The organism is Pseudomonas sp. So3.2b (genome assembly GCF_019464415.1).
Lineage (GTDB): Bacteria > Pseudomonadota > Gammaproteobacteria > Pseudomonadales > Pseudomonadaceae > Aquipseudomonas > Aquipseudomonas shahriarae.
On the sequence record NZ_CP080494.1, the window covers coordinates 4735094 to 4758210 of the forward strand.

Sequence of the window (23117 nt, forward strand, 5' to 3'; positions counted from 1 at the left end):
GTTTTAAGGCAAAAGTCGAGCGGGCAGCAGACGCATCAGTTGCGTGTCGAACCAGGCGATAAACGCCGGTGACGGTGCGGCATCGACTGCAAGGTACCACCAGTGTGCCTGGGCAAAGGCGCGGCACTTCACCGCGTCCTTTTCGGTCATGACCAGCGGCAGTGACGGCGTAAAATTCAGGACCTCGGCGCTGTAGGGCGCATGGTCGGCAAACGCATGGGGTATCGGCAGCCAGTGTAGCGTTTCGAGGGTATTGAAGAAACGTTGCGGGTTGCCGATGCCCGCGACCGCATGCACCCGTTGCCCCACGGGAAAATGGTCCAGCGGCCGCCGCTCGCCGGTCAGCAGGTTGACCAACGTGGTCGGCAGCAGACGGAAAGCAAAGCCATCCTCGCGATCAGCTCCGGCGCCGTTATATAGCAGGGCATCGACGCTGCGCAGGCGCTCGGCCGGCTCGCGCAACGGCCCGGCAGGCAGGCAGCGGCGATTGCCCAGGCCACGGGCGTTGTCGATCAGCACCAACTCAAGGTCACGGGCCAGACGGTAATGCTGCAAGCCATCGTCGGACAGGATCAGGTCCAGGGGCTCACTGGCCAACAGCGCCTGCACCGCCCGGCTGCGATCGGGGTCGATCATCAGCGGGACGCCGCTGCGCTGCACGATCAACAAGGGCTCGTCGCCGGCCACTTGCGCGCTGTCGCTGGCCTGCACCCGCCATGGCAACTGCGCAGGCTTGGCCCCGTAGCCACGGCTGACCACACCGACCCGCAGGCCACTGCGCTGGCAATGCTCGATCAACCACAGGATCAACGGCGTCTTGCCGGTGCCACCCACAGTGATATTGCCGACCACTACTATAGGCACCGGCGCTTGGTAGATCGTGCCCTCACCCGCCAGGAACCGCTCGCGCTTGCGCCTGACCACCCGGCGATAGAGTGCCTCCAGTGGTTGCAGGAGCTTGAGCGCCGGGTGGCCGTCATACCAGGCCTTGAGCAAACGATCGGACAAGGCCATCAGGGTTGCCCCGCCGCCTCGACGGTGGTCATGCGCAAATGGCTGAAACCGAGCTTGCCGGCTGCATCCATCGCGGTGATCACAGCCTGGTGCGGGGTCTTGCCATCGGCGCTGATGGACAGCGGCATTTGCGTATCACCGCCGGACTCCTTCTGCAGCGCATCCATCACGCTGGCCACGTCGTTTTTCTCGAGTAACTGGTTGTTCACCGAAAACACCCCTTCGGCGCTGATGGTGATCTCCAGTTGCTTGAGCTGCTGGTCTTCGGCCGGCGAGCCGCTGACGGCTTCCGGCAGTTCGACCCGTAGTTGGGTTTCCCGGGTAAAGGTGGTGGTGACGACAAAAAACAACAGCAGGATGAACACCACATCAATCAACGACGCCAGGTTGATATCGACCGTTTCCCGGGGCTTGCGGCGAAATTTCACGCTTTGCCCTCGACCAGGTCGACATCACGGTCGCCCTGGACCACTTCCACCAGCTTGATTGCTTCCTGCTCCATGCCCACCACCAGCTCGTCGATGCGGCGTTGCAGGAATCGGTGGAAAAACACCGCTGGGATCCCCACCATCAGGCCCGCCGCCGTGGTGATCAGGGCCTTGGAAATACCCCCGGCCAATACCGAGGCGTTGGTGGTCATGCCGGACCCGGTGAAGGCACTGAAGATATCAATCATGCCCAGCACGGTGCCAAGCAAGCCCAGCAATGGCGCCATTGCCGCGATGGTGCCCAGGGCATTGATATAGCGCTCCAGTTCGTGGATTACCCGGGCGGCGGCTTCTTCAATGCACTCCTTCATGATCTCGCGACCGTGCTTGGAGTTGGCCAGGCCCGCAGCGAGGATCTCGCCCAGAGGGGAATTGGCCCGCAGTTCCTTGAGCTTTTCCTTGTCCAGTTGCTTGTCCTTGATCCAGCGCCAGACCTGCCCCAGCAGATGATCAGGGGTTACACGGCTGGCGCGCAGGGTCCACAGGCGTTCGGCAACAATGCCGAGTGCGGCGATGGAGCTCAGAATGATCGGCAACATCATCCAGCCGCCGGATTTGACCAATTCCCACACAGTGAATGTCCCCTCGAAAAAGTGCGCCACTTTAGCATATAGGCTGGCGAGGAAGGGCCTGCCGGCCGACAGCCATCATGTCGCAGGCACCGGCCTTTGGTAACTGTCGATGACAGGCGCGCGCCAGAAACGGCGCTGGCTGCGTGCCATGACCGGCGCCTCGAAAGCCCCCAGGCGCAGACGCACCGCGCCCTGTTCGGCGCTGTCATAAAGGGTGCTGCGCAAATGCTGGTAACGCGCCACCACTTGCGGGTGCGGATGACCGAAACCATTGCCTCGCCCACGGGAGATCAGCACCGCCTTGGGTGCCAGTTGCTGGACAAACGGCCAGGACGAGGAACTGCGACTGCCATGATGGGGCACTTGCAGCCAATCCGTGGCGACCGCCAGCGGCGTGGCCAGCAAGGCCCGCTCGGCCTCGCGGTCGATATCGCCGGTCAGCAGCAACCGCTCGCCATTGGCCTGGACCTGCAGCACGCACGACTTCGCGTTACCGTTGCGGGCATCTGCCCATTGCCACAGCTGGAACACCACGCCGTCCCACTCCCACTGCTCACCGCTGACGCAGGCCTGGGTGTCGAGGAACGCCGGCAACCCCTGGGTTTCCCGCCCACCACGCGCCGGACGGGTAACCCACGGGCCACCGCCGCCGCGCCACCGGCATGATCGGCGTCGGCATGGCTGAGCAGCATCAAGTCCACCTGGCCAACCCCCAGCTTGCGCAGCGCCGGCAATACCACGCGCTCGCCAAGATCGAAATCCCCCACCCGTGGCCCGGCGTCATACAACAGCACGTGGTTGCGGGTGCGCAACACGATCGACAAGCCCTGGCCGACATCCAGTTGCTCCACCGCCACCTGGCCCAACGGGATCGACTCACGGGGCGGGAACACCGCCAGCAGCAACAGGGGCCAACCCAGCAGGCGAAAGGGAATGCCCTTGGGCATCAATAACAGCACCGCGCCCAGCAGACTGAGCAACCAGTAGCCCACAGGCACCTCGGCCGGCATCCAGGCGGGCACGTGCCCGGCCAGCCAGGCCAGGGCCTTGAACAGCCAATCCAGCGCGCCCCCGCCAGCCACAACAGGCCACTGCCCAGCCATGGCACCGTCAGCAACAGCGTGCCCGCCAGCGCCAGCGGCAACACCAACAGGCTGATCCACGGCACCGCAAACAGATTGGCCAGCGGCGCACTCAAGCTGATCGGCAAACCGAGGATCAGTAGCAGCGGAAACAGCCCTATCGCGATCAGCCATTGGGCACGGGTCCAGGCCCACCACGCCCGCCAGGGCCCCAGGCGGCCGCTAAAGGCCAGCAGCAACACGGCCACGGCGGCAAATGACAGCCAGAAACCCGGTTGCAGGCTGGCCAGGGGTTCGAGGAGCAGCACCGCATTCAGGGCCAGCAGCAGTGGCCACCAGATCCCCAGGTGGCGAAACCGCAGGCGCCACAGCAACACCAGCCCCACCATCACACAGGCCCGCTGCACTGGCACGGCAAAGCCGGCGAGCAAGCCATAGGCCAGCGCTGCGGCAAATGCCAGGCCGCAGGCCCAAGGCAGCCAGGGCAAACGCCTGGGCCAGCAGCCGTAGCGGGCCAGCCCGGCCACCCAGGCATAGATCAACCCCGACAACAGGCCGATATGCTGGCCGGAAATGACCAATAGATGCACGGTGCCGGTGTCCTGCAAAATGCGCCAATCCTCGGCGGCCAAGCCGGAGCCATCGCCCAGCACTAGTGCGGCCAGCCCGGCTTCACGCCCCCGGGCGTCTACCGCCAATAGCTGCTGGCGGACCCCATCGCGCCAGGCATGTCGGGCCGGCGCCAGGCGCTGGCCATCCTTGACCGACCCCGTCGCCCCCACACGCTGGGCCAACAGCCAGGCCTCTTGATCGAAGCCCTGGAAATTCAACAGGCCGGAGGGTCGCTTGAGGGTCACGGCCAAACGCCAGCGCTCACCACTGCGCACGGGCGGGCCGCCCTGCCAGCTCACACGGATGCGCTGGGGTAGCCGGTCCTGGCGTGACCGGCTGTCGCTCAGTTCGAAGCGCACCACCCCACCACTCTGCTGCGGCAGCCCGCTGACGCGCCCTTCCAGCCAGCGGGTCTGGCCGTCCAGCGCAGGTACGAGCCGGTCGTCGAGCGCCCGTTGCGCGCTGAAACAGACCCACGCCAGGCCCAACAGGAAAAACGCCAGCGGATAAGTACGAAACGGCAGTAGCATCAACGCCACCACCGGCAACACCAGCAACCAACCGACCGGCGGCAAGACGGGCAGCAGGCGCAACGCCAGCAGCCCTAACGCCAGCGCAAACATCCCTGTACGCATGGATCATTCCTTGAGAGTGACCCATTGAGTGTTAGCCGAGTGGTTCAGGGCAAACTATGATTTTTTGTCACAAAGTCTGAATTTCCCGTTCGTAGAATACGGGCATACTTGACCCTCGAACTGATCTGGACCCCTTATGCCACGGCACTTATTCAAACGGTACATGCCCGATCCGACCAGCATTCGGGAACACAAGTCCTTACGCTTTCTCGGAACGCTGCTCCATGACCCCAACCTCTGGCACCTCAATCGGCATTCAGTTGCCCGGGCCATGGCTGTCGGCCTGTTTGCCGCCTTCATTCCCATACCCATGCAGATGCTGCTGGCGGCCTTCCTCGCCATTTCCGTGCGCGGCAATATGCCCATTGCCGTGAGCCTGGTGTGGCTGACCAACCCGATTACCATGCCCGTGGTGTTCTTCTGCACCTATATGACCGGCACCTGGCTGATGAACATCCCCGCCCGCACCCTGCCCGATGAACTGACCTGGGAATGGATCAGCGGGCAACTGTCGACCATGTGGCAGCCGTTCCTCCTGGGCTCGGTGGTGATGGGCCTGGTATTGGGCGCGCTGGCGTACTGCATGACCATGGTGTATTGGCGGTGGTGGGTGGGGCATCAGTGGAAAAAACGGCAGCAACGTAATCGGTAGTCGGCGAACGCCCCTGTTGTGAGCTGGTTTGTCTGCCTGACAACCCGAGGTGTCCCGGTGAGCACCGCAGCAATGGACATGGGCTCAATAAGCCCGCCATCATCCCCCTCAAGCATCTTTTGCAAGATTCCAAGCCCCTCATATGGCTACACTGCCCAGGTAGCGCAGGCCGGATGCCTGCGTAGAATCTCGACATCAGTGTGGTAGCAGGAGAGTGGCGTGCTAAGAAGAATGGGGATAAAAGGCCGCGTACTGTTGCTGACCTTGTTGCCTACCAGCCTGATGGCATTGCTCCTGGGCGGATATTTCACCTGGATGCAGCTCTCGGAGCTGCAAACCCAACTGCTCAATCGCGGCGAGATGATCGCCGAACAGCTAGCGCCGCTGGTGGCACCGGCACTGGGTAACAAGAACACCGACCTGCTGGAACGCATCGCCACCCAGTCCCTGGAGCAAGTCGACGTGCGGGCCGTGTCTTTCCTGGCGCCCGACCGCTCGGCCCTGGCCCATGCCGGCCCGACCATGCTCAACCAGCCGCCCATCGGCAACAGCTCACACCTGCTGCAACGCACCGGCAATGACGCCACCCGCTACCTGCTGCCGGTGTTCGGCCGCCATCGCAATCTCGCCGGCGAGCTGATTCCCGACGAAGCCGATCGCCTGCTGGGCTGGGTCGAGCTGGAACTGTCCCACAACGGCATGCTGCTGCGCGGCTATCGCAGCCTGTTCGCCAGCCTGCTGTTGATTGCCATCGGCCTGATCTGCACGGCGGCCCTGGCCCTGCGCATCAGCCGCACGATCAACTCGCCTATCGGCCAGATCAAACAAGCGGTGGCGCAGCTCAAGGACGGCAACCTGGAAACCCGTTTGCCGCCCCTGGGCAGCCAGGAGCTGGATCAGTTGGCGTCCGGCATCAATCGCATGGCCGAAACCCTGCAAAACGCCCAGGAAGAACTGCAACACAGCATCGACCAGGCCACCGAAGATGTGCGCCAGAACCTGGAAACCATCGAGATCCAGAACATCGAGCTGGACCTGGCCCGCAAGGAGGCCCTGGAGGCCAGCCGCATCAAGTCGGAGTTCCTGGCCAATATGAGCCATGAAATCCGCACACCGCTCAATGGCATCCTCGGTTTCACCCACCTGTTGCAGAAAAGCGAACTGTCGCCCCGTCAGTTGGATTACCTGGGCACCATTGAAAAATCCGCCGACAACCTGCTGGGCATCATCAACGAGATTCTCGACTTCTCGAAAATCGAAGCCGGCAAGCTGGTGCTCGACAGTATCCCGTTCAACCTGCGCGACCTGTTGCAAGACACCCTGACCATCCTCGCCCCGGCCGCCCATGCCAAACAGCTGGAGCTGGTGAGCCTGGTCTACCGCGATACTCCGCTGTCCCTGGTGGGCGACCCGCTGCGTCTCAAGCAGATCCTCACCAACCTGGTCAGCAACGCCATCAAGTTCACCCGCGAAGGCACCATCGTTGCCCGGGCCATGCTCGAAGACGAGCAGGAAGACAGCGTGCAACTGCGCATCAGCGTGCAGGACACCGGCATCGGCCTGTCGAACCAGGATGTGCGCGCCCTGTTCCAGGCCTTCAGCCAGGCGGATAACTCCTTGTCCCGTCAGCCCGGTGGCACCGGGTTGGGGCTGGTGATTTCCAAGCGCCTGATCGAGCAGATGGGCGGCGAAATCGGCGTCGACAGCACGCCAGGCGAGGGTTCGGAGTTCTGGATCAGCCTCAACCTGCCAAAAACCCGCGACGATATCGAAGACTTGCCCGCCCCGCCGCTGTTGGGCCGGCGTGTGGCGGTGCTGGAGAACCACGAACTGGCGCGCCAGGCCCTGCAACACCAGTTGGAAGACTGCGGCCTGGAGGTCACGCCGTTCAACAGCCTGGAGAACCTGACCAACGGCATCACCAGCGCACACCAGACCGAGCAGGCCATCGACCTCGCGGTACTGGGCATCACCGCCAACGATATTCCGCCGGAGCGCCTCAACCAACACCTGTGGGACCTTGAGCACCTGGGCTGCAAAGTGCTGGTGCTGTGCCCGACCACCGAGCAGATGCTGTTCAACCTGTCGGTGCCCAACCCCAATAGCCAGTTGCAGGCCAAGCCGGCCTGCACCCGTAAATTGCGCCGGGCGCTGTCCGACCTGATCAGCCCGCGCCCCTTGCGCAGTGAACCGGGCGAGCCGTTGTCCAGCCGTGCGCCACGGGTGCTGTGTGTCGACGACAACCCGGCCAACCTGCTGCTGGTACAGACCCTGCTCGAAGACATGGGCGCCAAGGTCCAGGCCGTGGAAAGCGGCTATAGCGCCATCGAAGCGGTGAAGAAAGAAGCCTTCGACCTGGTGCTGATGGACGTGCAGATGCCCGGCATGGACGGGCGCCAGAGCACCGAGGCGATTCGTCAGTGGGAAAGCGAGCGCCACGGCACGCCACTGCCTATCGTCGCCCTGACGGCCCACGCCATGGCCAATGAAAAACGCGCCCTGCTGCAAAGCGGCATGGATGACTACCTGACCAAGCCCATCAGCGAGCGGCAACTGGCCCAGGTGGTGCTGAAATGGACCGGCCTGGCCTTGCGCAATCAAGGCCCGGAACGCGCAGTCGAAGGCCATGGCCCTGCCGCGCAACTGCCGGTACTCGACCATGAAGAGGGCCTGCGCCTGGCGGCCGGCAAGGCGGACTTGGCCGCCGATATGCTGGCCATGTTGCTGGCGTCCCTGGAAGCTGACCGTGAGGCCGTCTGCGTCGCCCGCGAAGCCAACGACAACAATGCCCTGATCGAACGCGTCCACCGCCTGCACGGCGCCACCCGCTACTGCGGCGTGCCGCAATTGCGCGCAGCCTGCCAACGCGCCGAAACCTTGCTCAAGCAGGATGACGCCAAGGCCATGGCTGCCCTGGATGAACTGGACATGGCCATCGCCCGCCTTGCCAGCGAGGCCCGGGTCAACGCCTGATGCAGAGCAACACGCCCAACGCCAATGACGGGCAACATCTCCTGTGGGCGCCGGTAAGCCGGCGCCCACAGGTTTTGTGTCACCACACGCTATTTTGCAGAGAGCCCCTTGATGCGCATCATCCTCTTCAGCAGCCAGACCTATGACCGCGACAGTTTTCTCGCCGAACCCTTGCCCGCGGGCATGGAGTTGCAGTTCCAACCGGCACGCCTGAACCTCGACACCGTGGCCCTGGCCGATAAGCACAAAGTGGTCTGTGCCTTTATCAACGACGACCTCAGCGCCCCGGTGCTCGAACACCTCGCGGCCGGCGGCACGCAACTGATTGCCCTGCGCTCGGCCGGCTACAACCATGTGGACCTGGCCGCCGCCAAGCGCCTGGGCCTGACCATCGTGCGGGTGCCCGCGTACTCGCCCCATGCAGTGGCCGAACATGCCGTGGCCCTGGTGCTGGCCCTCAACCGCCGCCTGCACCGCGCCTACAACCGTACCCGCGACGGCGACTTCAGCCTGCACGGCCTGACCGGCTTCGACCTGGTGGGCAAGACCGTGGGTGTGGTGGGGACCGGGCAGATCGGCGCGACCTTTGCCAAGATCATGGCCGGCTTTGGCTGCAGCTTGCTGGCATACGATCCCTACCCCAATCCGCAGGTCGAAGCCCTTGGCGCGCGCTATGTCAGCCTGCCCCAGTTGTTGGCCGAGGCACAGATCATAAGCCTGCACTGTCCGCTGACCGCCGACAGCAAGCACCTGATCAATGCGCAATCCCTGGCCCATATGCAGCCGGGAGCGATGCTGATCAACACCGGGCGCGGCGGCCTGGTGGACACCCCGGCATTGATCGAAGCGCTCAAGGATGGACAGCTGGGCTACCTGGGCCTGGATGTGTACGAAGAAGAGGCCCAGCTGTTTTTTGAAGACCGTTCGGACCTGCCCTTGCAGGACGACGTGCTAGCACGCCTGCTGACCTTCCCCAACGTGATCATTACCGCGCACCAGGCATTCCTCACACGCGAGGCCCTGGCGGCGATTGCCGGGACCACCCTGGCCAATATCCAGGCCTGGGCCAACGGCCAGGCGCAAAACCTGGTACAGGGATGATCAACGGTCATCTACCGCGCGCATGGTGAACAGGCGAGCGTGATAGGATGCCGCGCCTATTTGGAGGATCCATGGCCGAACACGATTTCCGCTTCAGTTTGCTGAGCCCACAACACACCCTGATCGAATGCCGCGCCCTGGTGCCCGGTCGTTATCAAGTCACCGGCAATGGTGGCTCGATCAAGCATGGCGACGTGCTGATCGTCACTTTGCGCGGCAGCAAAACCCTGTCGATGCGCCTGACCGTCGAAGGCGATGCGCGCTACTCCATCCGCCCGGCCGGGCAATGGGTTGCCATGGCGCAAGGGCCGAAGTTCGGCGAGCTGGAGATTCACACCTGGAAGGTCAATTGCGACAGCTGCGACGCCGTGCTGGAGTTTGAGTTCGCGGTGGAAACCAAGTTGACCAAGGAACCGTTGCAACCGGCCGCCACTGCGCGCATTGCCGAGTTGGGCTGGGCCACCGTCGGCGACACGCACCGTTGCCCGAAATGCCAGCAGGCCGCGCCATGAAGAGCCTGCTGATGATCGCAGTGCTGGGCGCAGGCCTTGCCGGCTGCGCCAGCGACGAGGTCAAGCTCAAGCAGGATCACAGCTACATCGTGGAGTGGATCGGCGAACGGCCCCTGATGGATTACGCCCACCTGACCGTGACCCTCGGTGCCGATGGCCGGGCCTATGGCAATGGCGGCTGCAACCACTGGTTCGCGCCGTACAGCCTGGAGGGTGACAAACTCAGCTTCGGCAAGATCGGCAGCACCCGCAAGCTGTGTGCCGAAGCCCTGATGGAGCAGGAACAGCGCTTCTTCAAGGCCCTGGAAACCGTGCAGCGCTGGGACATCTCGCCCATCGAGCAGACCCGTTTCTGGCCTGCCGAGGGCAAGCCACTGCGTTTGTGGCTGGAAGAAGGCTGATCCGTTGACGATTGCGGTGTGCCGGTCATACCGCAATCGCCAGCGAACAACCGTTTAGCCGCGCAGTTCCTTGAGCTTGGCCAATACCCCCGCCGCCGTCTGCTCGCCCAACATCTGCGCCCGCACCTTGCCCTTGTCATCAATGATGTAGGTCACCGGCAACGCTTCGCTGCGCGGGATATCAAAAATCGCCTCGGGGTTCTGTGCCAGTACCGTGAACTTGATGCCCAGCTTCTCGCTGGCGCTCTTGAGCTCTTCGCCCTGCACATTATCGAAGTTGACGCCGAACACGCTTACCGGCTGGCCTTTGAGCTGCTCGGCCAGGGCGTTGAGCTCGGGGATTTCGATGCGGCACGGGCCACACCATTCGGCCCAGTAATTGATCACCAACCATTGTTTGTCGACGCGCTCGGACGCGACTTTCTGGCCGTATTGGTCAACGCCATAATCATTGCCGCAGCCGCTGAGCAGGAGTGTGGTGATAACTGCCAGTGCGCCTATCAGTCGCCGTGTCATGGGGTAATCCTTAGCAAAAATGAACGTGGGCTGCGGCCGATCGCCTCTTACGGTTTAAGGACACACCGCAGCGCAGGTAGAATACCCGCCACCTTACGCAAGATGCGACCCGCACATGACCGATCTGACGCTTTATCACAACCCGCGCTGCTCGAAATCCCGCGGTGCGCTCGAACTGCTGCAGGCCCGTGGCCTCACGCCGAACGTGGTGCGCTACCTGGAAACCCCGCTGGACGCCACGCAGCTTGATGCCCTGCTCGGCAAGCTGGGGATCAGCGCCCGGCAATTGCTGCGCACCGGCGAAGACGAATACAAGACCCTCAACCTGGCCGACGCCAGCCTCAGCGAGGCGCAATTGATTGCCGCCATCGCCGCCCATCCCAAGCTGATGGAACGGCCGATCCTGGCCACTGCCGACAAGGCCGTGATTGGCCGGCCGCCGGAAAACATCCTGGAGCTTCTGCCGTGAGCGCGCCCTACATCCTGGTGCTGTATTACAGCCGCAACGGCTCGGTCAGCGAAATGGCCCGGCAGATTGCCCGAGGCATCGAGCAAGGCGGCCTGGAAGCGCGCCTGCGCACCGTGCCGGCGATCTCCAGCGAGTGCGAAGCCGTCGCCCCGAGCATCCCGGCCGAAGGCGCGCTGTATGCCAGCCTCGACGACCTGAAGAACTGCGCGGGCCTGGCCCTGGGCAGCCCGACGCGCTTTGGCAACATGGCCGCCCCCTTGAAGTACTTTCTCGACGGCACCAGCAACCTGTGGCTGACCGGCGCCCTCGTCGGCAAGCCGGCCGGGGTCTTCACCTCGACCGCCAGCCTGCACGGCGGCCAGGAAACCACCTTGATGTCGATGCTGCTGCCGTTGCTGCACCACGGCATGCTGATCACCGGCCTGCCCTACAGCGAACAGGCCCTGCTCGACACCCAGGGCGGCGGTACGCCCTACGGCGCCAGCCACCATTCCGGCGCCGATGGCAAACGTGCCCTGGACCCCCATGAAATCGCCCTGTGCCGTGCCCTGGGCCTGCGCCTGGCGAAGACTGCGGCGAAACTGGAGAGTGGCCGTGGCCAAGAAGCCTAAAGTCCTGCCGGCCCAGGCCTGGCTGGAGCCCCGGGTCAAAGTGGCACGGGCCTTGAGCCTGCTGGCGTTTTTCGGCCTGGTGGGGTTGCTCTGCGTGTATTACCTGCTGATCGCCGACCTGCATGGCGCACGGCCCTGGGTCATCCTGCTGATCGAACTGGTGCCTCTGCTGATCCTTGCGCCGGGCATGCTGATGGGCAGTGCGCGGGGGCATTCGTGGATGTGCTTTGTGGTGAACCTGTATTTCATCAAAGGCGCCCTGGCGGCCTATGACCCGAACCGCCAGTGGTTTGGCGTGCTGGAGATGCTGGCAAGCCTGGCGGTGTTCTGCACAGCGCTGCTGTATGTGCGCTGGCGGTTCCAGTTGAATCGGCGGTTGGCGGGGGAAGGTCAGCCAGCCTGAGGGTTATATGGGGCCGATCAGGCCCCATCGCGGTCTCAATGGTTGACGGTAAACGCCAGCATCATCGACAACTGGCACATCGGCCGCCCACTCTCGGCATGCCACTGGTTGAACGCCGCCTGTACCGTCGCCAGGTCCCGCAGGCTGGTGGGGGCCTTGTCGACAATCTCCTGCGCATTCAATGCCGCAACCACGTCATAACTCGGCACGAACGTGTCCTTGCCGACCATGCGCAAGAAGCGTGGCGCCGACAACCCGCCCAGTTGATGGCCGTGCTTGCTCAGGTATTTCCACAAACCGACGATATCGGTCACCGGCCAGTCGGCGATCAATGCCGCGAAGCTGCCCTTTTCCTGCTCGACGTCGAGAATCATCTGCGCATTGCGCGGCACGCTCTTGAGCTTGCCCAGGTGGCGGATGATCCGCGTGTCTTGCATCAGGCGCTCAAGGTGCTCGGCGCCCATCAGCACGACTTTCTCAGGATCGAAGCCGAAGAACACCTGCTCGAACGCCGGCCATTTGGCGTCCACCACACTGTGCTTGAGCCCGGCGCGGAACACCCGCAGCGACAGAGTCGACAGGTAGCGGTCGTCGCTGATCTGGCGCAGTTGCGCCGGGGTCTTGGGCACGGGCAGGTGGGCTTCCAGCTCGGCTGCCGAACCAAAGCGGTTCAGACAGTATTCGTGCAGCCATTTGTAATCGCGCATGCCCTCTCCTACGGGTTGAAATGAAAACGGCGCCCATCAGCGCCGTCTGTCAGAGCCTGGAAAAGGCTCAGAGGTTCACAATGTTGACGAAGCGCGAAGCCGCAGTTTCGTCGATGCGCAGGCTGGTGAAGTCAAACAGGTTGCGGTCGGCCAACTGCGAGGGGATCACGTTCTGCAGGCTGCGGAAGATGCTTTCGGTACGCCCCGGCGTCTTGCGCTCCCACTCCTGGAGCATGTCCTTGACCACCTGGCGCTGCAGGTTCTCCTGGGAACCGCAGAGGTTGCAGGGGATGATCGGGAATTGCTTGAAGTCGGAGTAGACCTGGATGTCCTTCTCGTTGCAATACGCCAGCGGGCGGATCACCACGTTGCGCCCGTCGTCAGCGCGCAGCTTGGGCGGCATGGCCTTGAGGGAGCCGTTGAAGAACATATTGAGGAAGAAGGTCTCGACGATGTCATCGCGGTGATGACCCAGGGCCATCTTGGTTGCACCGATTTCATCGGCAAAGGTGTACAGCGTGCCACGGCGCAGGCGCGAACACAGCGAGCAGGTGGTCTTGCCTTCCGGAATCAGCTCCTTGACCACCGAATAGGTGTCTTTCTCGACGATGTGGTACTCGATGCCCAGGGTCTTGAGGTAGGCCGGCAGCACGTCCTCGGGGAACCCGGGCTGCTTCTGGTCCATGTTGACGGCCACTATGTCGAATTTGATCGGCGCGACCTTTTGCAGGTGCAGCAGCACGTCCAGCATGGTGTAGCTGTCTTTGCCGCCGGACAGGCAGACCATGACCTTGTCGCCCTCTTCGATCATGTTGAAGTCAGCGACAGCCTCACCGGCCAGGCGCCGCAGGCGTTTTTGCAGTTTGTTCTGATTGACGGTAAGGGTGCCCATGGCGCTTGGATCCGCGAAAAGGTGTGGGACGAAAAGCCGGGTATTTTAACGATATGAACGACCGAGTTCCAATGTGGGAGGGGCTTGCTCCCGATGGCGGTAGGTCAGTCGACAAATTCATGGCTGACCCACCGCCATCGCAGGCAAGCCAGCTCCCACAGGGGGCTGCATTCCACGTCACAGACCCAGGCGCGATTAAGCCCAGTGTTTACAGCGCAATTTGCTCTAAAGCCCCACACTTTTTCCGGTCATGACTTCCTATACTGCGACATAAGGTCGCACACATATCCAGACCTTTCAGGCCACTTGGCCGGCGGGCGCTCCGCTTGGGGGGCGATGGCAATAACGACAGGAGTGACTGGCATGATCCATCACGTCGTGGGGCTTTTCACCCATCCCGACCAGGAATGGCGGGAAATTCGTGGCGATAAAGAAGAAAGCATCGGCCACATGTACCTCACCCATACGCTGATTCTCGCGGCGATCCCCGCCGTATCAGCTTTTATCGGCACCACCCAGGTCGGCTGGGTCATCGGCAATCGCTCCCCGGTCATGCTGACCCAGGAAAGTGCGCTGTGGATGACCATCATGTCCTACCTGGCGATGCTCGGCGGCGTTGCGGTAATGGGCGCCTTCATCCACTGGATGGCGCGCACCTATGACGCCAACCCCAGCATGGCGCGCTGCGTGGCGTTCGCCACCTATACCGCCACGCCCCTGTTTATCGGCGGGCTGGCAGCGCTGTATCCGCATATGTGGCTGGGCATGATCGTCGGTACGGCCGCCATCTGCTACACGGTGTACCTGCTCTATGTGGGGCTACCGACCTTTATGAGCATCGACCCCGATGAAGGCTTCCTGTTTTCCAGCTCGGTACTGGCGGTAGGCCTGGTGGTCCTGGTGGCGATCATGGCGTTTACCGTGATTGTCTGGGGCCTGGGCGTCGGTCCGATCTACACCAACTAGCCGTCTTTCTCAGCGCAGGAACAGCCACCGCAAGGTGGCTTTTGCGTTATGCATGACCATTCGGCGCCTGACCGATTCGGAAACACCCCTGGATGCGGCATACTGGACATCTCTGGAGATATGTACAGCATGCCCGAGCAACTCAATACCCGCGTCGAAGATTGTTTCCTGCAAGCCGAATCCTTTTTCAAACGAAGCTTCAAACGCCCCCAGGTCAGCCTCAAGCTGCGTGGGCAGAAAGCCGGTGTCGCGCATTTGCACGAGAACCTGCTGCGCTTCAATCCCCAGTTGTACCGGGAAAACAGCCAACACTTTCTCAAACAAACGGTGGCCCACGAAGTGGCGCACCTGATCGCCCACCAATTGTTCGGCGAGCGCATCCAGCCCCATGGCGAGGAATGGCAGTTAATCATGCGCGGGGTCTACGAACTGCCGCCCGATCGCTGCCATACCTATGAGATTCAGCGTCGGCGGGTGACCCGCTATATCTATCGGTGCCCGTGTGCCGACAGTGACTTTCCGTTCTCGGCCCAGCGCCATGGGTTGGTGAACCAGGGTCGGCGGTACTTGTGCCGCAAGTGTCGGGGGACGTTGGTGTTTACCGGGGAGACTCGGGTGGAGTGAGGTTTTGGGGTGGTTTCACTGGCCCCATCGCGGCATAGGTATCTACACATCTCTTTAGTGATTCCTAGGTTTGTGTACATATCCGTTGCTGTGGTCATGGCGGCTATTGGTTCCGCCCTTACGGCGGGTCACTTTTGGAAAAGAGCCCCAAAAGTAACCAAAAGGGCTCTTGCCCCACCACTCGGCACCTCGCCTAGGCTCGGTGTGCCCGTCATCCGACATTGATTTGGGGGGCCGCCGCGATGGGCCATCCATGGCCCAGCGCGGCTAAACCGGCGTCCTGCCGGTTTACCCCCAAATCAAAATCGGATGACGGCCAGCGTGGTTTAACGGGGCGCCTAAGATCAAAATCACAAGCAAAGCGAGGCGGCCTGACAGCCGACCTGATCGTCGAGGCGTGCGCGAACTCCTGTGGGAGCTGGCTTGTCGGGTCATCGCAGCGATGCGGCGACCCGACAAGCCAGCTCCCACAGGGGGGAATGCAGCTTCGCGCCCCGGCTTTGCTGTTGCTGTTGCTCTGCTTTTGATCTGGCTTTTGATCTCAGGCGCCCCGTTAAACCACGATGGCCGCAGGCAGGTATTGCGCAGTGGGCACCCCGGCATGGATGCCGGGGTAGCCGCGACACGGCCAGGGATGGCCGATCGCGGCGGGCCCACGGAGCAATGCCTGACTGCGGGCATGCCGAGCCTAGGCGAGGCACCGAGTGGTGGGGCAAGAGCGCTTTGCTTACTTTGGCGCTTCTCCAAAGTGAGCCGCCGTAAGGGCGGAACCAATAGCCGCCGTAACCGCAGCAACGGATATGTACACAAACCCAATCAGCACTAGATAAAAGAGTTGTCTAGATACCCATGCCCGCGATGGGGCCCGAACAGCCACTACCCCACCACCTTGGCCCCCCGCAGCTCGGCTATCCGCTGAGTACTGAAACCCAACTCCCCCAGCACCTCATCACTGTGCGCCCCCACCGCAGCACCGATATGCCTCGGCTCCGGCACCCCTTCGGAAAACTTCAGCGGGCAGGCCATCTGCGCCTGGAACGAGCCATCCCCGCGGGGCACCTGGCTCACCAGCTCGCGGGCCTGCAACTGCGGGTGCTGCAGGGCTTCGCCCAGACTGAGCACCGGCTCGACGCAAGCATCGACCCCGGCAAACAACGCACACAGCTCCTCGAAGCTGTGCCGCTCAAACTCCACTTGCAGCGCCTGCTTGAGGGCCTTTTGCTGTTCGGGCTTGGGCGACAAGCCCTGGGCCGCCAGCTCCGGGTGCCCCAGCGTAGTACACAATTGCTGCATAAACCCCGGTTCCAGGCTGCCTACCGACAGCCAGCGCCCGTCCCGCGAGCGGTAGTAATCGTAGAAGCTGCCGCCATTGAGCACCTGGTCTTCGCGCCCAGGCTCCACCCCACACGCCAAGTAAGCCGCGCCGGCCATGGCGTTGAGGCTGAAGGCGCAGTCGGTCATGCTCACATCCAGGTACTGCCCCAGCCCACTGTGCTGACGCGCAATCACCGCCGCGAGCAGGCCGACCACGGCATGCAACGAGCCGCCGCCCACATCCGCCAATTGCACACCCAGGGGCACTGGGCCGCTGTCCTGGCGCCCGGTGTAGCTGGCGACGCCGGACAAAGCCAGGTAATTGATGTCATGCCCGGCGCGGTCCTTGTAGGGGCCGGTCTGGCCATAGCCGGTGATGGACACATAGATCAGCTTCGGGTTGATCGCCTTCAACGCTTCATACCCCAACCCCAGGCGCTCCATGACCCCAGGGCGGAACTGCTCCAGCACGATGTCGTACTCCGCCACCAGTTGCCGCACGATCTCCAGCGCCTCGGGCTGCTTGAGGTCCAGGGCCAGGCTGCGCTTGTTGCGGTTGAGGTAGGCATGGCTGGCCGACACGCCACGGTCGTGGGGCGGCAACACCCGCAGCAGGTCCATGCGCGTGGGGGATTCGATGCGCAGTACCTCGGCGCCCATGTCTGCCAACAGCAGCGAAGCAAAAGGCCCCGGCAGCAAGGTCGAGAAATCCAGCACTTTGAGGGACGCCAAGGGGCCTGACATGGGAGCTCCGATTCCGATTCGATGGAACACAGAGTAGGCAATCTTGCGCGGCAGCGGCAATCACCGTAAGCATCATCGACAGTGACCGTTGTGCTCGTACGCCCATAAAAAAACCCATCCGAAGATGGGTTTTTCAGTACTGCGTCAGCGTTTACTTAAGCGCTGGTGCCGGGCCTTCGGCCACGCCCAGGTCATCCAGTTCGCGGGTTTCGGAGATACCGGTACCGCCGGAAGCCAGCTCGCTTTGCAGCTTGTCGGTGTCCAGTTCCTTGACCCACTTGGCCACAACGATGGTCGCTACGGCGTTACCGACCAGGTTGGTCAGGGCACGGGCTTCGGACATGAAGCGGTCGATACCGAGGATCAGCGCCAGGCCGGCAACCGGCAAGTGGCCAACCGCCGACAGGGTTGCAGCCAGTACGATGAAACCACTACCGGTCACGCCAGCAGCGCCTTTGGAGGACAGCAGCAGCACCAGCAGCAGGGTGATCTGGTGGGTGATGTCCATGTGGGTGTCAGTCGCCTGGGCGATGAACACGGCAGCCATGGTCAGGTAGATCGAAGTACCGTCGAGGTTGAAGGAGTAGCCGGTCGGAATAACCAGGCCCACCACCGACTTCTTCGCACCCAGGCGTTCCATTTTGATCAGCATGCGTGGCAGTGCGGACTCGGAGGAGGAAGTCCCGAGTACGATCAGCAGCTCTTCACGGATGTAGCGCACCAGTTTCAGGACGCTGAAGCCGTGGGCGCGGCAGATGCCACCCAGGACTACCAGCACGAACAGGATGCAGGTGATGTAGAAGCAGATCATCAACTGGCCCAGTTGCACCAGCGAGCCAACACCGTAGGCACCGATGGTGAACGCCATGGCGCCCAGGGCACCGATCGGCGCGAGCTTCATGATCATGTTGATGATGTTGAACATCACGTGGGCGAAGCGATCAATGAAGTCCAGCACTGGCTTGCCGTAGGCACCCAGGCGATGCAGGGCGAAACCAAAGATCACCGAAAACATCAGCACTTGCAGGATATCGCCGTTGGCGAAGGCGCCGACGATGGTGTTAGGGATCACGTTGAGGATAAAGCCGACGATGCTCTGGTCTTTACCGGCAGTGACGTAGGCTGCGACTTTCGAAGCGTCCAGGGTCGCAACGTCGATGTGCATGCCAGCGCCTGGCTGCACCACGTTGACCACCACCAGGCCGATCAGCAGGGCGATGGTGGAGACGATTTCGAAGTACAGCAGCGCGTAGCCGCCGGTCTTGCCCACCGACTTCATGCTCTGCATGCCGGCAATGCCGCTGACAACGGTACAGAAGATGATCGGGGCGATGACCATTTTGATCAGCTTGATAAAGCCGTCACCCAATGGCTTGAGGGCCACACCGGTCTGCGGGTAGAAGTGACCGAGCAGGATACCGATAACGATGGCAACGATTACCTGGAAATACAGGGTTTTGTAGAACGGCTGACGAGTCGTCATTGCAAAGTTTCCTCAAGAGTCCCGTGGGGCAAATATCCGCCATTGCCCACGACACTTGAATTGCGAACCCTCCTGCACTGGAGGGATTTGTTTTGGCGAGCTGCTGGCTGGCAGATCTGTATTCCTTATCGCAAACGGCGTGCCACTTTCCGCAAAAGCCCTGGAGCCCACAAACCATGGGCCTGTCGGCTGTGCACCGGCAGCATTCTTGGTTGAGTCAGGTGGCGGATATCCGCCCACCACTCCAATCTCGTCCTACAATTTGGCGGATATCCGCCTTGTCCGCCCCAGGCGCGATGGCTACCATCGGCCACTCAATGGACGAGGCCCCTGCATGCGCGAACGCACCATCGCCAGTCATTACGCCCGCGCTGCCCTGGGCGGCGCGCGCCGGGCCGGCTACGATTACTCGAGCCTGTTGCAGCAGCTGGGGATTGCCCCGGAACTGCTGGCAGAACCCCGCGCGCGCATCGCGCCAGAGCAATTCACGCAGCTGTTGCAGCGGTTGTGGCAGGCGCTGGATGACGAGTACCTGGGCTTTGCCGATGGACCGAGCAAGCGCGGGACTTTCGCCATGATGTGCCACGCATTGATTCATTGCCGCACCCTGGAGAAGGCGCTGGAGCGCGGATTGTTGTTCTACAGCCTGTTCCCCCAGGGGCCGCGCTGGCGGTTGAGCCGTGAAGGCGATATGGCACGCCTGAGCCTGGATGACTCGCACCTGTGGGATCCGGATCACTTTTTGAGCGAGTCCCTGCTGGTGATCTGGCATCGCCTCGGCAGTTGGCTGATTGGCCAGCGTATCCGCCTCGAGCAAGCGACCTTCAGCTACCCGATGCCGGCCCATGCCAGCGAATACGACCTGCTGTTCCCTTGCCCCCTGGTGTTCAGCGCGGCCAGCAGCAGCCTGGTGTTCCCCAGTCGCTACCTGAACCTGCCGCTGTTGCAGGATGAACGCACCCTCAAACACTTCCTCGAACGCTCCCCCGCCGACCTGCTGTCCCGGCCAGACGAAGGCGACAGCCTGAGCAGCCAGCTACGTCGCCTGCTAAGCCGCGACCGCACACCCTGGCCAGACCTGGAAGCCGTGGCACAGCACCTGCACATCAGCCCGCAGACCCTGCGCCGGCATTTACGGGAGGAAGGCACCAGTTTCCAGGCACTCAAGGATGAATTGCGCCGCGATATTGCGATTTTTCATCTGGGGCGGGCGGATTTGTCGTTGCAGGAAATTGCCGAGCAACTGGGGTTTTCCGAGCCGTCGGCGTTTCATCGGGCGTTCAAGAAGTGGACGGGGGTGACGCCGGGGGCTTATCGGGCGCAGGAGAGTTGAAGATGCAGTGTTTGGTCGGGCGTCATCGCAGGCAAGCCAGCTCCTACATTTTGATGTGCGAACACAGTTAAATGTGGGAGCTGGCTTGCCTGCGATGGGGCCGGCGAATCAATAAAGGTCACAGCGCCGGAAAATGAATCCTGAACGCCGCGCCCCCTAAAGGAGAGTCCCCCAGGGTCAACCGCGCGCCATAGCTTTCAATAATGTCCTTGACCACCGCCAACCCGATCCCCTGCCCTGGATGCTGGCGATCCAGGCGTTCGCCGCGCTGCAGGATCCGCGCGCGCTGGTCGGGTGGCACGCCGGGGCCATCGTCTTCGATGCACAAGCGCACGCCATCGGCACTTTCATCCAGGGTCACGCGCACCTCGCTCAGGCACAGGCGGTAGGCGTTTTCCAGCAGGTTGCCAAGCAATTCCAGCAAAGCGCCCTGCTCGATGGGCACATCGCATTGCTCCGGCAACGCAAAAGACACCCGCACCCGCTTGTCGCGGTAGACCTTGTCCAGGGTGTCGCACAGGCTCTGCAACACCGGGCGCAGGCGCACCTGGTGACGCACCAGGCCACTTTTGCGCAGGCTGGCACGCTGTAACTGGTAGCTGATCTGCTGGCTCATGCGCTCGATCTGCGACTGCAGCACCCGCGCCTGCTCAAGGTCCTGGGGGCGCTGGGCCATGTCTTCACTCACGCCCTGCAATACCGCCAGCGGGGTTTTCAGGCTGTGGGCCAGGTCATCCAGGGAGTCGCGGTAACGGGTGCGCTGCTCGCGCTCGCTGTGCAGCAGGCGGTTGAGGGAGCCGGTCAGGCGCAGCAGCTCCCGTGGGTGTTGCTCGCTGAGGCTTTCGCGGGTGCCGCCTTCGATTTCATCCAACTCCTGGCTGAGCCGGCGCAAGGCTTGCAAGCCCCAGGTCAGGCCGATCCACAACAGGCTCAACAACACCAGCAAGGCGGCGCCGAAGCCCAGGTAGAGGTTTTCCCGCAGCCCCTCAAGGGTCACCTGGTATTCGCGCACCGGTTGCAGGGCAACGATACTGAACGCCGCGCTCTTGCCCCCCAGCAGCTTGACCTCGACGTCATACACGAAGAATTCCTGGCCATTGGCCTCGCGAATCTTCGCAAACTCGCTGCCGCGCCCGTCGTAGCGCGGGCGGTAGTTGATGTTTTCTTCCCTGGTGGCCCGCGAACGCCAGACCAGATGGCCTTCGCGGTCATAGATGTAGCCCAGCAGGCGGCTGTCGGTCAGGTTGAAGCGCTCATCGGGCAACTGTGCCGGCATCAGCAAGCGGTTGTTATCGACCCGCGCGGCAGAAATCAGCGTGGTCACATCCGACGCCAGGCGCTGCTCGATGGAATCCTGCAACGCCAGGCTGAACGCGCCCTGCATCGCCGGCAACAGCCCCAGCATGAACAACACGGCCAGGGTGGTGGCCGCCAGCATCAGGCGCACACGGAGCGAACGGATCAACGGCAGCGCTCGTTAAACAGGTAGCCCAGGCCGCGCACGGTGTCGATGGGCTTGAACCCGGCCGGGGCCTCGAGCTTGCGACGCAGGCGACCGACCAGCACTTCGATCACATTCGGATCGCGCTCGTCGTCATCGGGATAGAGCTGTTCCATCAACCGATCCTTGGCCACCACTTGTTGGTGGTGGCGCATCAGGTATTCGAGGATCCGGTACTCATAGGCCGTCAGCGCCAGGGGCTGCTCGTCGAGGGACGCCTGCTTGCGGTTGAGGTCCAGCAGCAACGGGCCGGCGACGATGGTCGATTGGGTAAAACCGCTGGAGCGGCGCAGCAGTGCGTTCATCCGCGCTTCCAGCTCTTCGAACTGGAACGGCTTGACCACATAGTCGTCAGCCCCGGCGGCCAGGCCTTCGACCTTGTCCTGCCAGTTGCCGCGTGCCGTGAGAATCAGGATCGGGAAGGTCTTGGCCTGGGCCCGCAATTGACGGATCAGGTCCAGGCCGCCCATGCCTGGCAGGCCCAGGTCGATGATCGCCAGGTCATGATTGAATTGCCCGGTCTGGTACAGCGCTTCTTCGGCGTTAGCCACGGCTTCGACCACGTGGCCGCTGTCGCCAAGACGGGTCAACAGGTGATGGCGCAACAACGCCTCATCTTCGACAACCAGCAATTTCATAACACTCTCCAAGGCCAATCCACTGTCCTGCAGGGAAACATCATAGCGGCCCTGCAGGTATGCTTGCGCAGTTTACGGCCATTGAACTGAACACAGTCTGAACCGGCGGGCTACCCAGGTGTGTGCCGCCCCGTGCAGAATAGCCGCCATGAACCCGATACCCGCCTGCTGCACCCCACTTGATGACCATTGGCCGCTGCCCGACACGTTGCCCGGCACGGTGTTCCTGAGCACCCGCTTCGAGCCTAAATTGCTTGAGGCCGGCGACTTCCAGCGCTGCGCCGTGCCGCCACCGGCCAGTATCCAGCGCTCGGTGGCCAAGCGCCAGGCCGAGTTTCTCGCCGGCAGACTGTGTGCCCGCGCCGCCTTGCAACAGCTCGAAGGCCTGGACTGCATCCCCGCCATCGGCGAGGACCGCGCCCCGGTATGGCCCGGCCATATCAGCGGTTCGATCACCCACAGCACCGGGCACGCCGCGGCCATCGTCGGGCATAAGTCGCAATGGCGCGGGCTGGGCATGGACCTGGAAAACCTGCTGTCCCTTGAACGGGCCGAGCGCCTGGCCGGGGAAATCCTCACCCCGGATGAACTGCAACGCATGGCCGCCGGGCCACGAGAGCAGATTGCGCAATGGGTGACGCTGACGTTTTCGGCCAAGGAGAGCCTGTTCAAGGCGCTCTACCCGATCGTGCAGAAGCGCTTCTATTTTGAACATGCCGAGGTGCTGGAGTGGTCTGAGGCAGGCTCGCTGCGCCTGCGGTTGCTGACGGACCTGTCCAGTGAGTGGTGTTATGGCAAGGAGCTGGAGGCGCAGTTTGTGGTGCACGAGGGGCAGTTGTTGAGTTTGGTGGCTATCGGCGCCTGATAGATAGCT

The 23117-nt window shown here is 62.6% G+C and carries 22 protein-coding genes and 1 pseudogene; 12 read left to right on the forward strand and 11 right to left on the reverse strand.

Going from position 1 to position 23117, the window contains the following annotated elements; genetic code table 11:
- Positions 1-3: 3 nt before the first annotated feature.
- From lpxK to K1X80_RS21210, 4 genes and pseudogenes are all read right to left on the reverse strand, one after another.
- Entirely contained in the window at positions 4-1014 is a 1011-nt protein-coding gene (lpxK, locus tag K1X80_RS21195) for a tetraacyldisaccharide 4'-kinase (RefSeq protein WP_169990641.1), read from the reverse strand.
- A complete protein-coding gene (locus K1X80_RS21200) occupies positions 1014-1442 on the reverse strand; it encodes a biopolymer transporter ExbD (RefSeq protein ID WP_029299722.1) in 429 nt (142 codons plus the stop codon). Before K1X80_RS21200 ends, lpxK begins: the two co-directional genes overlap by 1 nt.
- Entirely contained in the window at positions 1439-2074 is a 636-nt protein-coding gene (locus K1X80_RS21205) for a MotA/TolQ/ExbB proton channel family protein (protein ID WP_029299724.1), read from the reverse strand. Before K1X80_RS21205 ends, K1X80_RS21200 begins: the two co-directional genes overlap by 4 nt.
- 75 nt (positions 2075-2149) lie before the next feature.
- A pseudogene (locus tag K1X80_RS21210) lies at positions 2150-4403 on the reverse strand (DNA internalization-related competence protein ComEC/Rec2).
- 136 nt (positions 4404-4539) lie between these two features.
- Between K1X80_RS21210 and K1X80_RS21215 the strand changes: the two are divergent.
- The 5 genes from K1X80_RS21215 to K1X80_RS21235 all read left to right on the forward strand — a co-directional run bounded on the left by K1X80_RS21215 (position 4540) and on the right by K1X80_RS21235 (position 10042).
- Entirely contained in the window at positions 4540-5055 is a 516-nt protein-coding gene (locus tag K1X80_RS21215; protein WP_057960409.1) for a DUF2062 domain-containing protein, read from the forward strand.
- A 219-nt stretch (positions 5056-5274) separates the two neighbouring features.
- On the forward strand, positions 5275-8028 hold the full coding sequence (locus K1X80_RS21220; protein WP_057960410.1) for a response regulator: 2754 nt from the start codon (positions 5275-5277) through the stop codon (positions 8026-8028).
- A gap of 111 nt (positions 8029-8139) precedes the next feature.
- Entirely contained in the window at positions 8140-9129 is a 990-nt protein-coding gene (locus tag K1X80_RS21225; protein ID WP_120733922.1) for a 2-hydroxyacid dehydrogenase, read from the forward strand.
- A gap of 71 nt (positions 9130-9200) precedes the next feature.
- Complete coding sequence (locus tag K1X80_RS21230) at positions 9201-9641, forward strand: hypothetical protein (protein WP_057960412.1); 441 nt, start codon at positions 9201-9203, stop codon at positions 9639-9641.
- Complete coding sequence (locus K1X80_RS21235) at positions 9638-10042, forward strand: META domain-containing protein (protein WP_057439621.1); 405 nt, start codon at positions 9638-9640, stop codon at positions 10040-10042. Before K1X80_RS21230 ends, K1X80_RS21235 begins: the two co-directional genes overlap by 4 nt.
- A 54-nt stretch (positions 10043-10096) precedes the next feature.
- Here the strand turns inward: K1X80_RS21235 and K1X80_RS21240 are convergent, their stop codons facing one another.
- Positions 10097-10558 (reverse strand): TlpA disulfide reductase family protein, encoded by a 462-nt coding sequence (locus tag K1X80_RS21240; protein ID WP_057439622.1) that lies wholly within the window; start codon positions 10556-10558, stop codon positions 10097-10099.
- Positions 10559-10673: 115 nt separating this feature from the next.
- Between K1X80_RS21240 and arsC the strand changes: the two genes are divergently transcribed.
- The 3 genes from arsC to K1X80_RS21255 are packed head-to-tail and all read left to right on the forward strand — an operon-like array spanning position 10674 to position 12041.
- Positions 10674-11027, forward strand: a complete 354-nt coding sequence (arsC, locus tag K1X80_RS21245; protein ID WP_128592832.1) for an arsenate reductase (glutaredoxin) — start codon at positions 10674-10676, stop codon at positions 11025-11027.
- Positions 11024-11638 carry an NAD(P)H:quinone oxidoreductase gene (gene wrbA, locus K1X80_RS21250; protein ID WP_169955192.1) on the forward strand — a complete coding sequence of 205 codons (615 nt, stop codon included), beginning with the start codon at positions 11024-11026 and terminating at the stop codon, positions 11636-11638. Before arsC ends, wrbA begins: the two co-directional genes overlap by 4 nt.
- Positions 11622-12041 (forward strand): DUF2069 domain-containing protein, encoded by a 420-nt coding sequence (locus K1X80_RS21255; protein ID WP_057439625.1) that lies wholly within the window; start codon positions 11622-11624, stop codon positions 12039-12041. The genes wrbA and K1X80_RS21255 overlap by 17 nt, the downstream gene beginning before the upstream one ends.
- A 35-nt stretch (positions 12042-12076) precedes the next feature.
- Here the strand turns inward: K1X80_RS21255 and K1X80_RS21260 are convergent, their stop codons facing one another.
- Both K1X80_RS21260 and ttcA read right to left on the reverse strand, forming a co-directional pair.
- Entirely contained in the window at positions 12077-12748 is a 672-nt protein-coding gene (locus K1X80_RS21260) for a DNA-3-methyladenine glycosylase I (protein ID WP_057960415.1), read from the reverse strand.
- Between the two features lie 67 nt (positions 12749-12815).
- Positions 12816-13640: a tRNA 2-thiocytidine(32) synthetase TtcA gene (gene ttcA, locus K1X80_RS21265; RefSeq protein WP_198818472.1), complete on the reverse strand. Its 825-nt coding sequence runs from the start codon at positions 13638-13640 to the stop codon at positions 12816-12818.
- A 363-nt stretch (positions 13641-14003) separates the two neighbouring features.
- On the opposite strand from ttcA, the gene K1X80_RS21270 reads away from it, so the two are divergent.
- Together K1X80_RS21270 and K1X80_RS21275 are read left to right on the forward strand one after the other, a co-directional pair.
- Positions 14004-14606: a Yip1 family protein gene (locus tag K1X80_RS21270; RefSeq protein ID WP_057960416.1), complete on the forward strand. Its 603-nt coding sequence runs from the start codon at positions 14004-14006 to the stop codon at positions 14604-14606.
- Positions 14607-14735: 129 nt separating this feature from the next.
- Positions 14736-15230, forward strand: coding sequence for a SprT family zinc-dependent metalloprotease (locus K1X80_RS21275; protein ID WP_057960419.1), 495 nt, complete (start codon positions 14736-14738; stop codon positions 15228-15230).
- Between the two features lie 876 nt (positions 15231-16106).
- Here the strand turns inward: K1X80_RS21275 and K1X80_RS21280 are convergent.
- Together K1X80_RS21280 and K1X80_RS21285 are read right to left on the reverse strand one after the other, a co-directional pair.
- Positions 16107-17288, reverse strand: coding sequence for a CaiB/BaiF CoA-transferase family protein (locus K1X80_RS21280; protein ID WP_198792054.1), 1182 nt, complete (start codon positions 17286-17288; stop codon positions 16107-16109).
- A gap of 151 nt (positions 17289-17439) precedes the next feature.
- Entirely contained in the window at positions 17440-18771 is a 1332-nt protein-coding gene (locus tag K1X80_RS21285; protein WP_057439678.1) for a dicarboxylate/amino acid:cation symporter, read from the reverse strand.
- Positions 18772-19105: 334 nt separating this feature from the next.
- On the opposite strand from K1X80_RS21285, the gene K1X80_RS21290 reads away from it, so the two are divergent.
- A complete protein-coding gene (locus K1X80_RS21290; protein ID WP_057960421.1) occupies positions 19106-20104 on the forward strand; it encodes an AraC family transcriptional regulator in 999 nt (332 codons plus the stop codon).
- A 118-nt stretch (positions 20105-20222) separates the two neighbouring features.
- Here the strand turns inward: K1X80_RS21290 and K1X80_RS21295 are convergent, their stop codons facing one another.
- Both K1X80_RS21295 and K1X80_RS21300 read right to left on the reverse strand, forming a co-directional pair.
- Positions 20223-21569 (reverse strand): ATP-binding protein, encoded by a 1347-nt coding sequence (locus tag K1X80_RS21295; protein ID WP_120733926.1) that lies wholly within the window; start codon positions 21567-21569, stop codon positions 20223-20225.
- Positions 21566-22243: a response regulator transcription factor gene (locus K1X80_RS21300; RefSeq protein WP_057960423.1), complete on the reverse strand. Its 678-nt coding sequence runs from the start codon at positions 22241-22243 to the stop codon at positions 21566-21568. Before K1X80_RS21300 ends, K1X80_RS21295 begins: the two co-directional genes overlap by 4 nt.
- Before the next feature lie 148 nt (positions 22244-22391).
- On the opposite strand from K1X80_RS21300, the gene K1X80_RS21305 reads away from it, so the two are divergent.
- Positions 22392-23108: a 4'-phosphopantetheinyl transferase gene (locus K1X80_RS21305; protein ID WP_057439681.1), complete on the forward strand. Its 717-nt coding sequence runs from the start codon at positions 22392-22394 to the stop codon at positions 23106-23108.
- The last annotated feature ends 9 nt before the right edge of the window (positions 23109-23117 follow it).

Coding starts and splice junctions, on each gene's coding strand:
- lpxK (WP_169990641.1), bottom strand. CDS start 1,014: ATGGCCTTGTCCGATCGTTTGCTCAAGGCCTGGTATGACGGCCACCCG.
- K1X80_RS21215 (WP_057960409.1), top strand. CDS start 4,540: ATGCCACGGCACTTATTCAAACGGTACATGCCCGATCCGACCAGCATT.
- K1X80_RS21225 (WP_120733922.1), top strand. CDS start 8,140: ATGCGCATCATCCTCTTCAGCAGCCAGACCTATGACCGCGACAGTTTT.
- K1X80_RS21230 (WP_057960412.1), top strand. CDS start 9,201: ATGGCCGAACACGATTTCCGCTTCAGTTTGCTGAGCCCACAACACACC.
- K1X80_RS21235 (WP_057439621.1), top strand. CDS start 9,638: ATGAAGAGCCTGCTGATGATCGCAGTGCTGGGCGCAGGCCTTGCCGGC.
- K1X80_RS21240 (WP_057439622.1), bottom strand. CDS start 10,558: ATGACACGGCGACTGATAGGCGCACTGGCAGTTATCACCACACTCCTG.
- arsC (WP_128592832.1), top strand. CDS start 10,674: ATGACCGATCTGACGCTTTATCACAACCCGCGCTGCTCGAAATCCCGC.
- K1X80_RS21260 (WP_057960415.1), bottom strand. CDS start 12,748: ATGCGCGATTACAAATGGCTGCACGAATACTGTCTGAACCGCTTTGGT.
- ttcA (WP_198818472.1), bottom strand. CDS start 13,640: ATGGGCACCCTTACCGTCAATCAGAACAAACTGCAAAAACGCCTGCGG.
- K1X80_RS21270 (WP_057960416.1), top strand. CDS start 14,004: ATGATCCATCACGTCGTGGGGCTTTTCACCCATCCCGACCAGGAATGG.
- K1X80_RS21275 (WP_057960419.1), top strand. CDS start 14,736: ATGCCCGAGCAACTCAATACCCGCGTCGAAGATTGTTTCCTGCAAGCC.
- K1X80_RS21280 (WP_198792054.1), bottom strand. CDS start 17,288: ATGTCAGGCCCCTTGGCGTCCCTCAAAGTGCTGGATTTCTCGACCTTG.
- K1X80_RS21285 (WP_057439678.1), bottom strand. CDS start 18,771: ATGACGACTCGTCAGCCGTTCTACAAAACCCTGTATTTCCAGGTAATC.
- K1X80_RS21290 (WP_057960421.1), top strand. CDS start 19,106: ATGCGCGAACGCACCATCGCCAGTCATTACGCCCGCGCTGCCCTGGGC.
- K1X80_RS21300 (WP_057960423.1), bottom strand. CDS start 22,243: ATGAAATTGCTGGTTGTCGAAGATGAGGCGTTGTTGCGCCATCACCTG.
- K1X80_RS21305 (WP_057439681.1), top strand. CDS start 22,392: ATGAACCCGATACCCGCCTGCTGCACCCCACTTGATGACCATTGGCCG.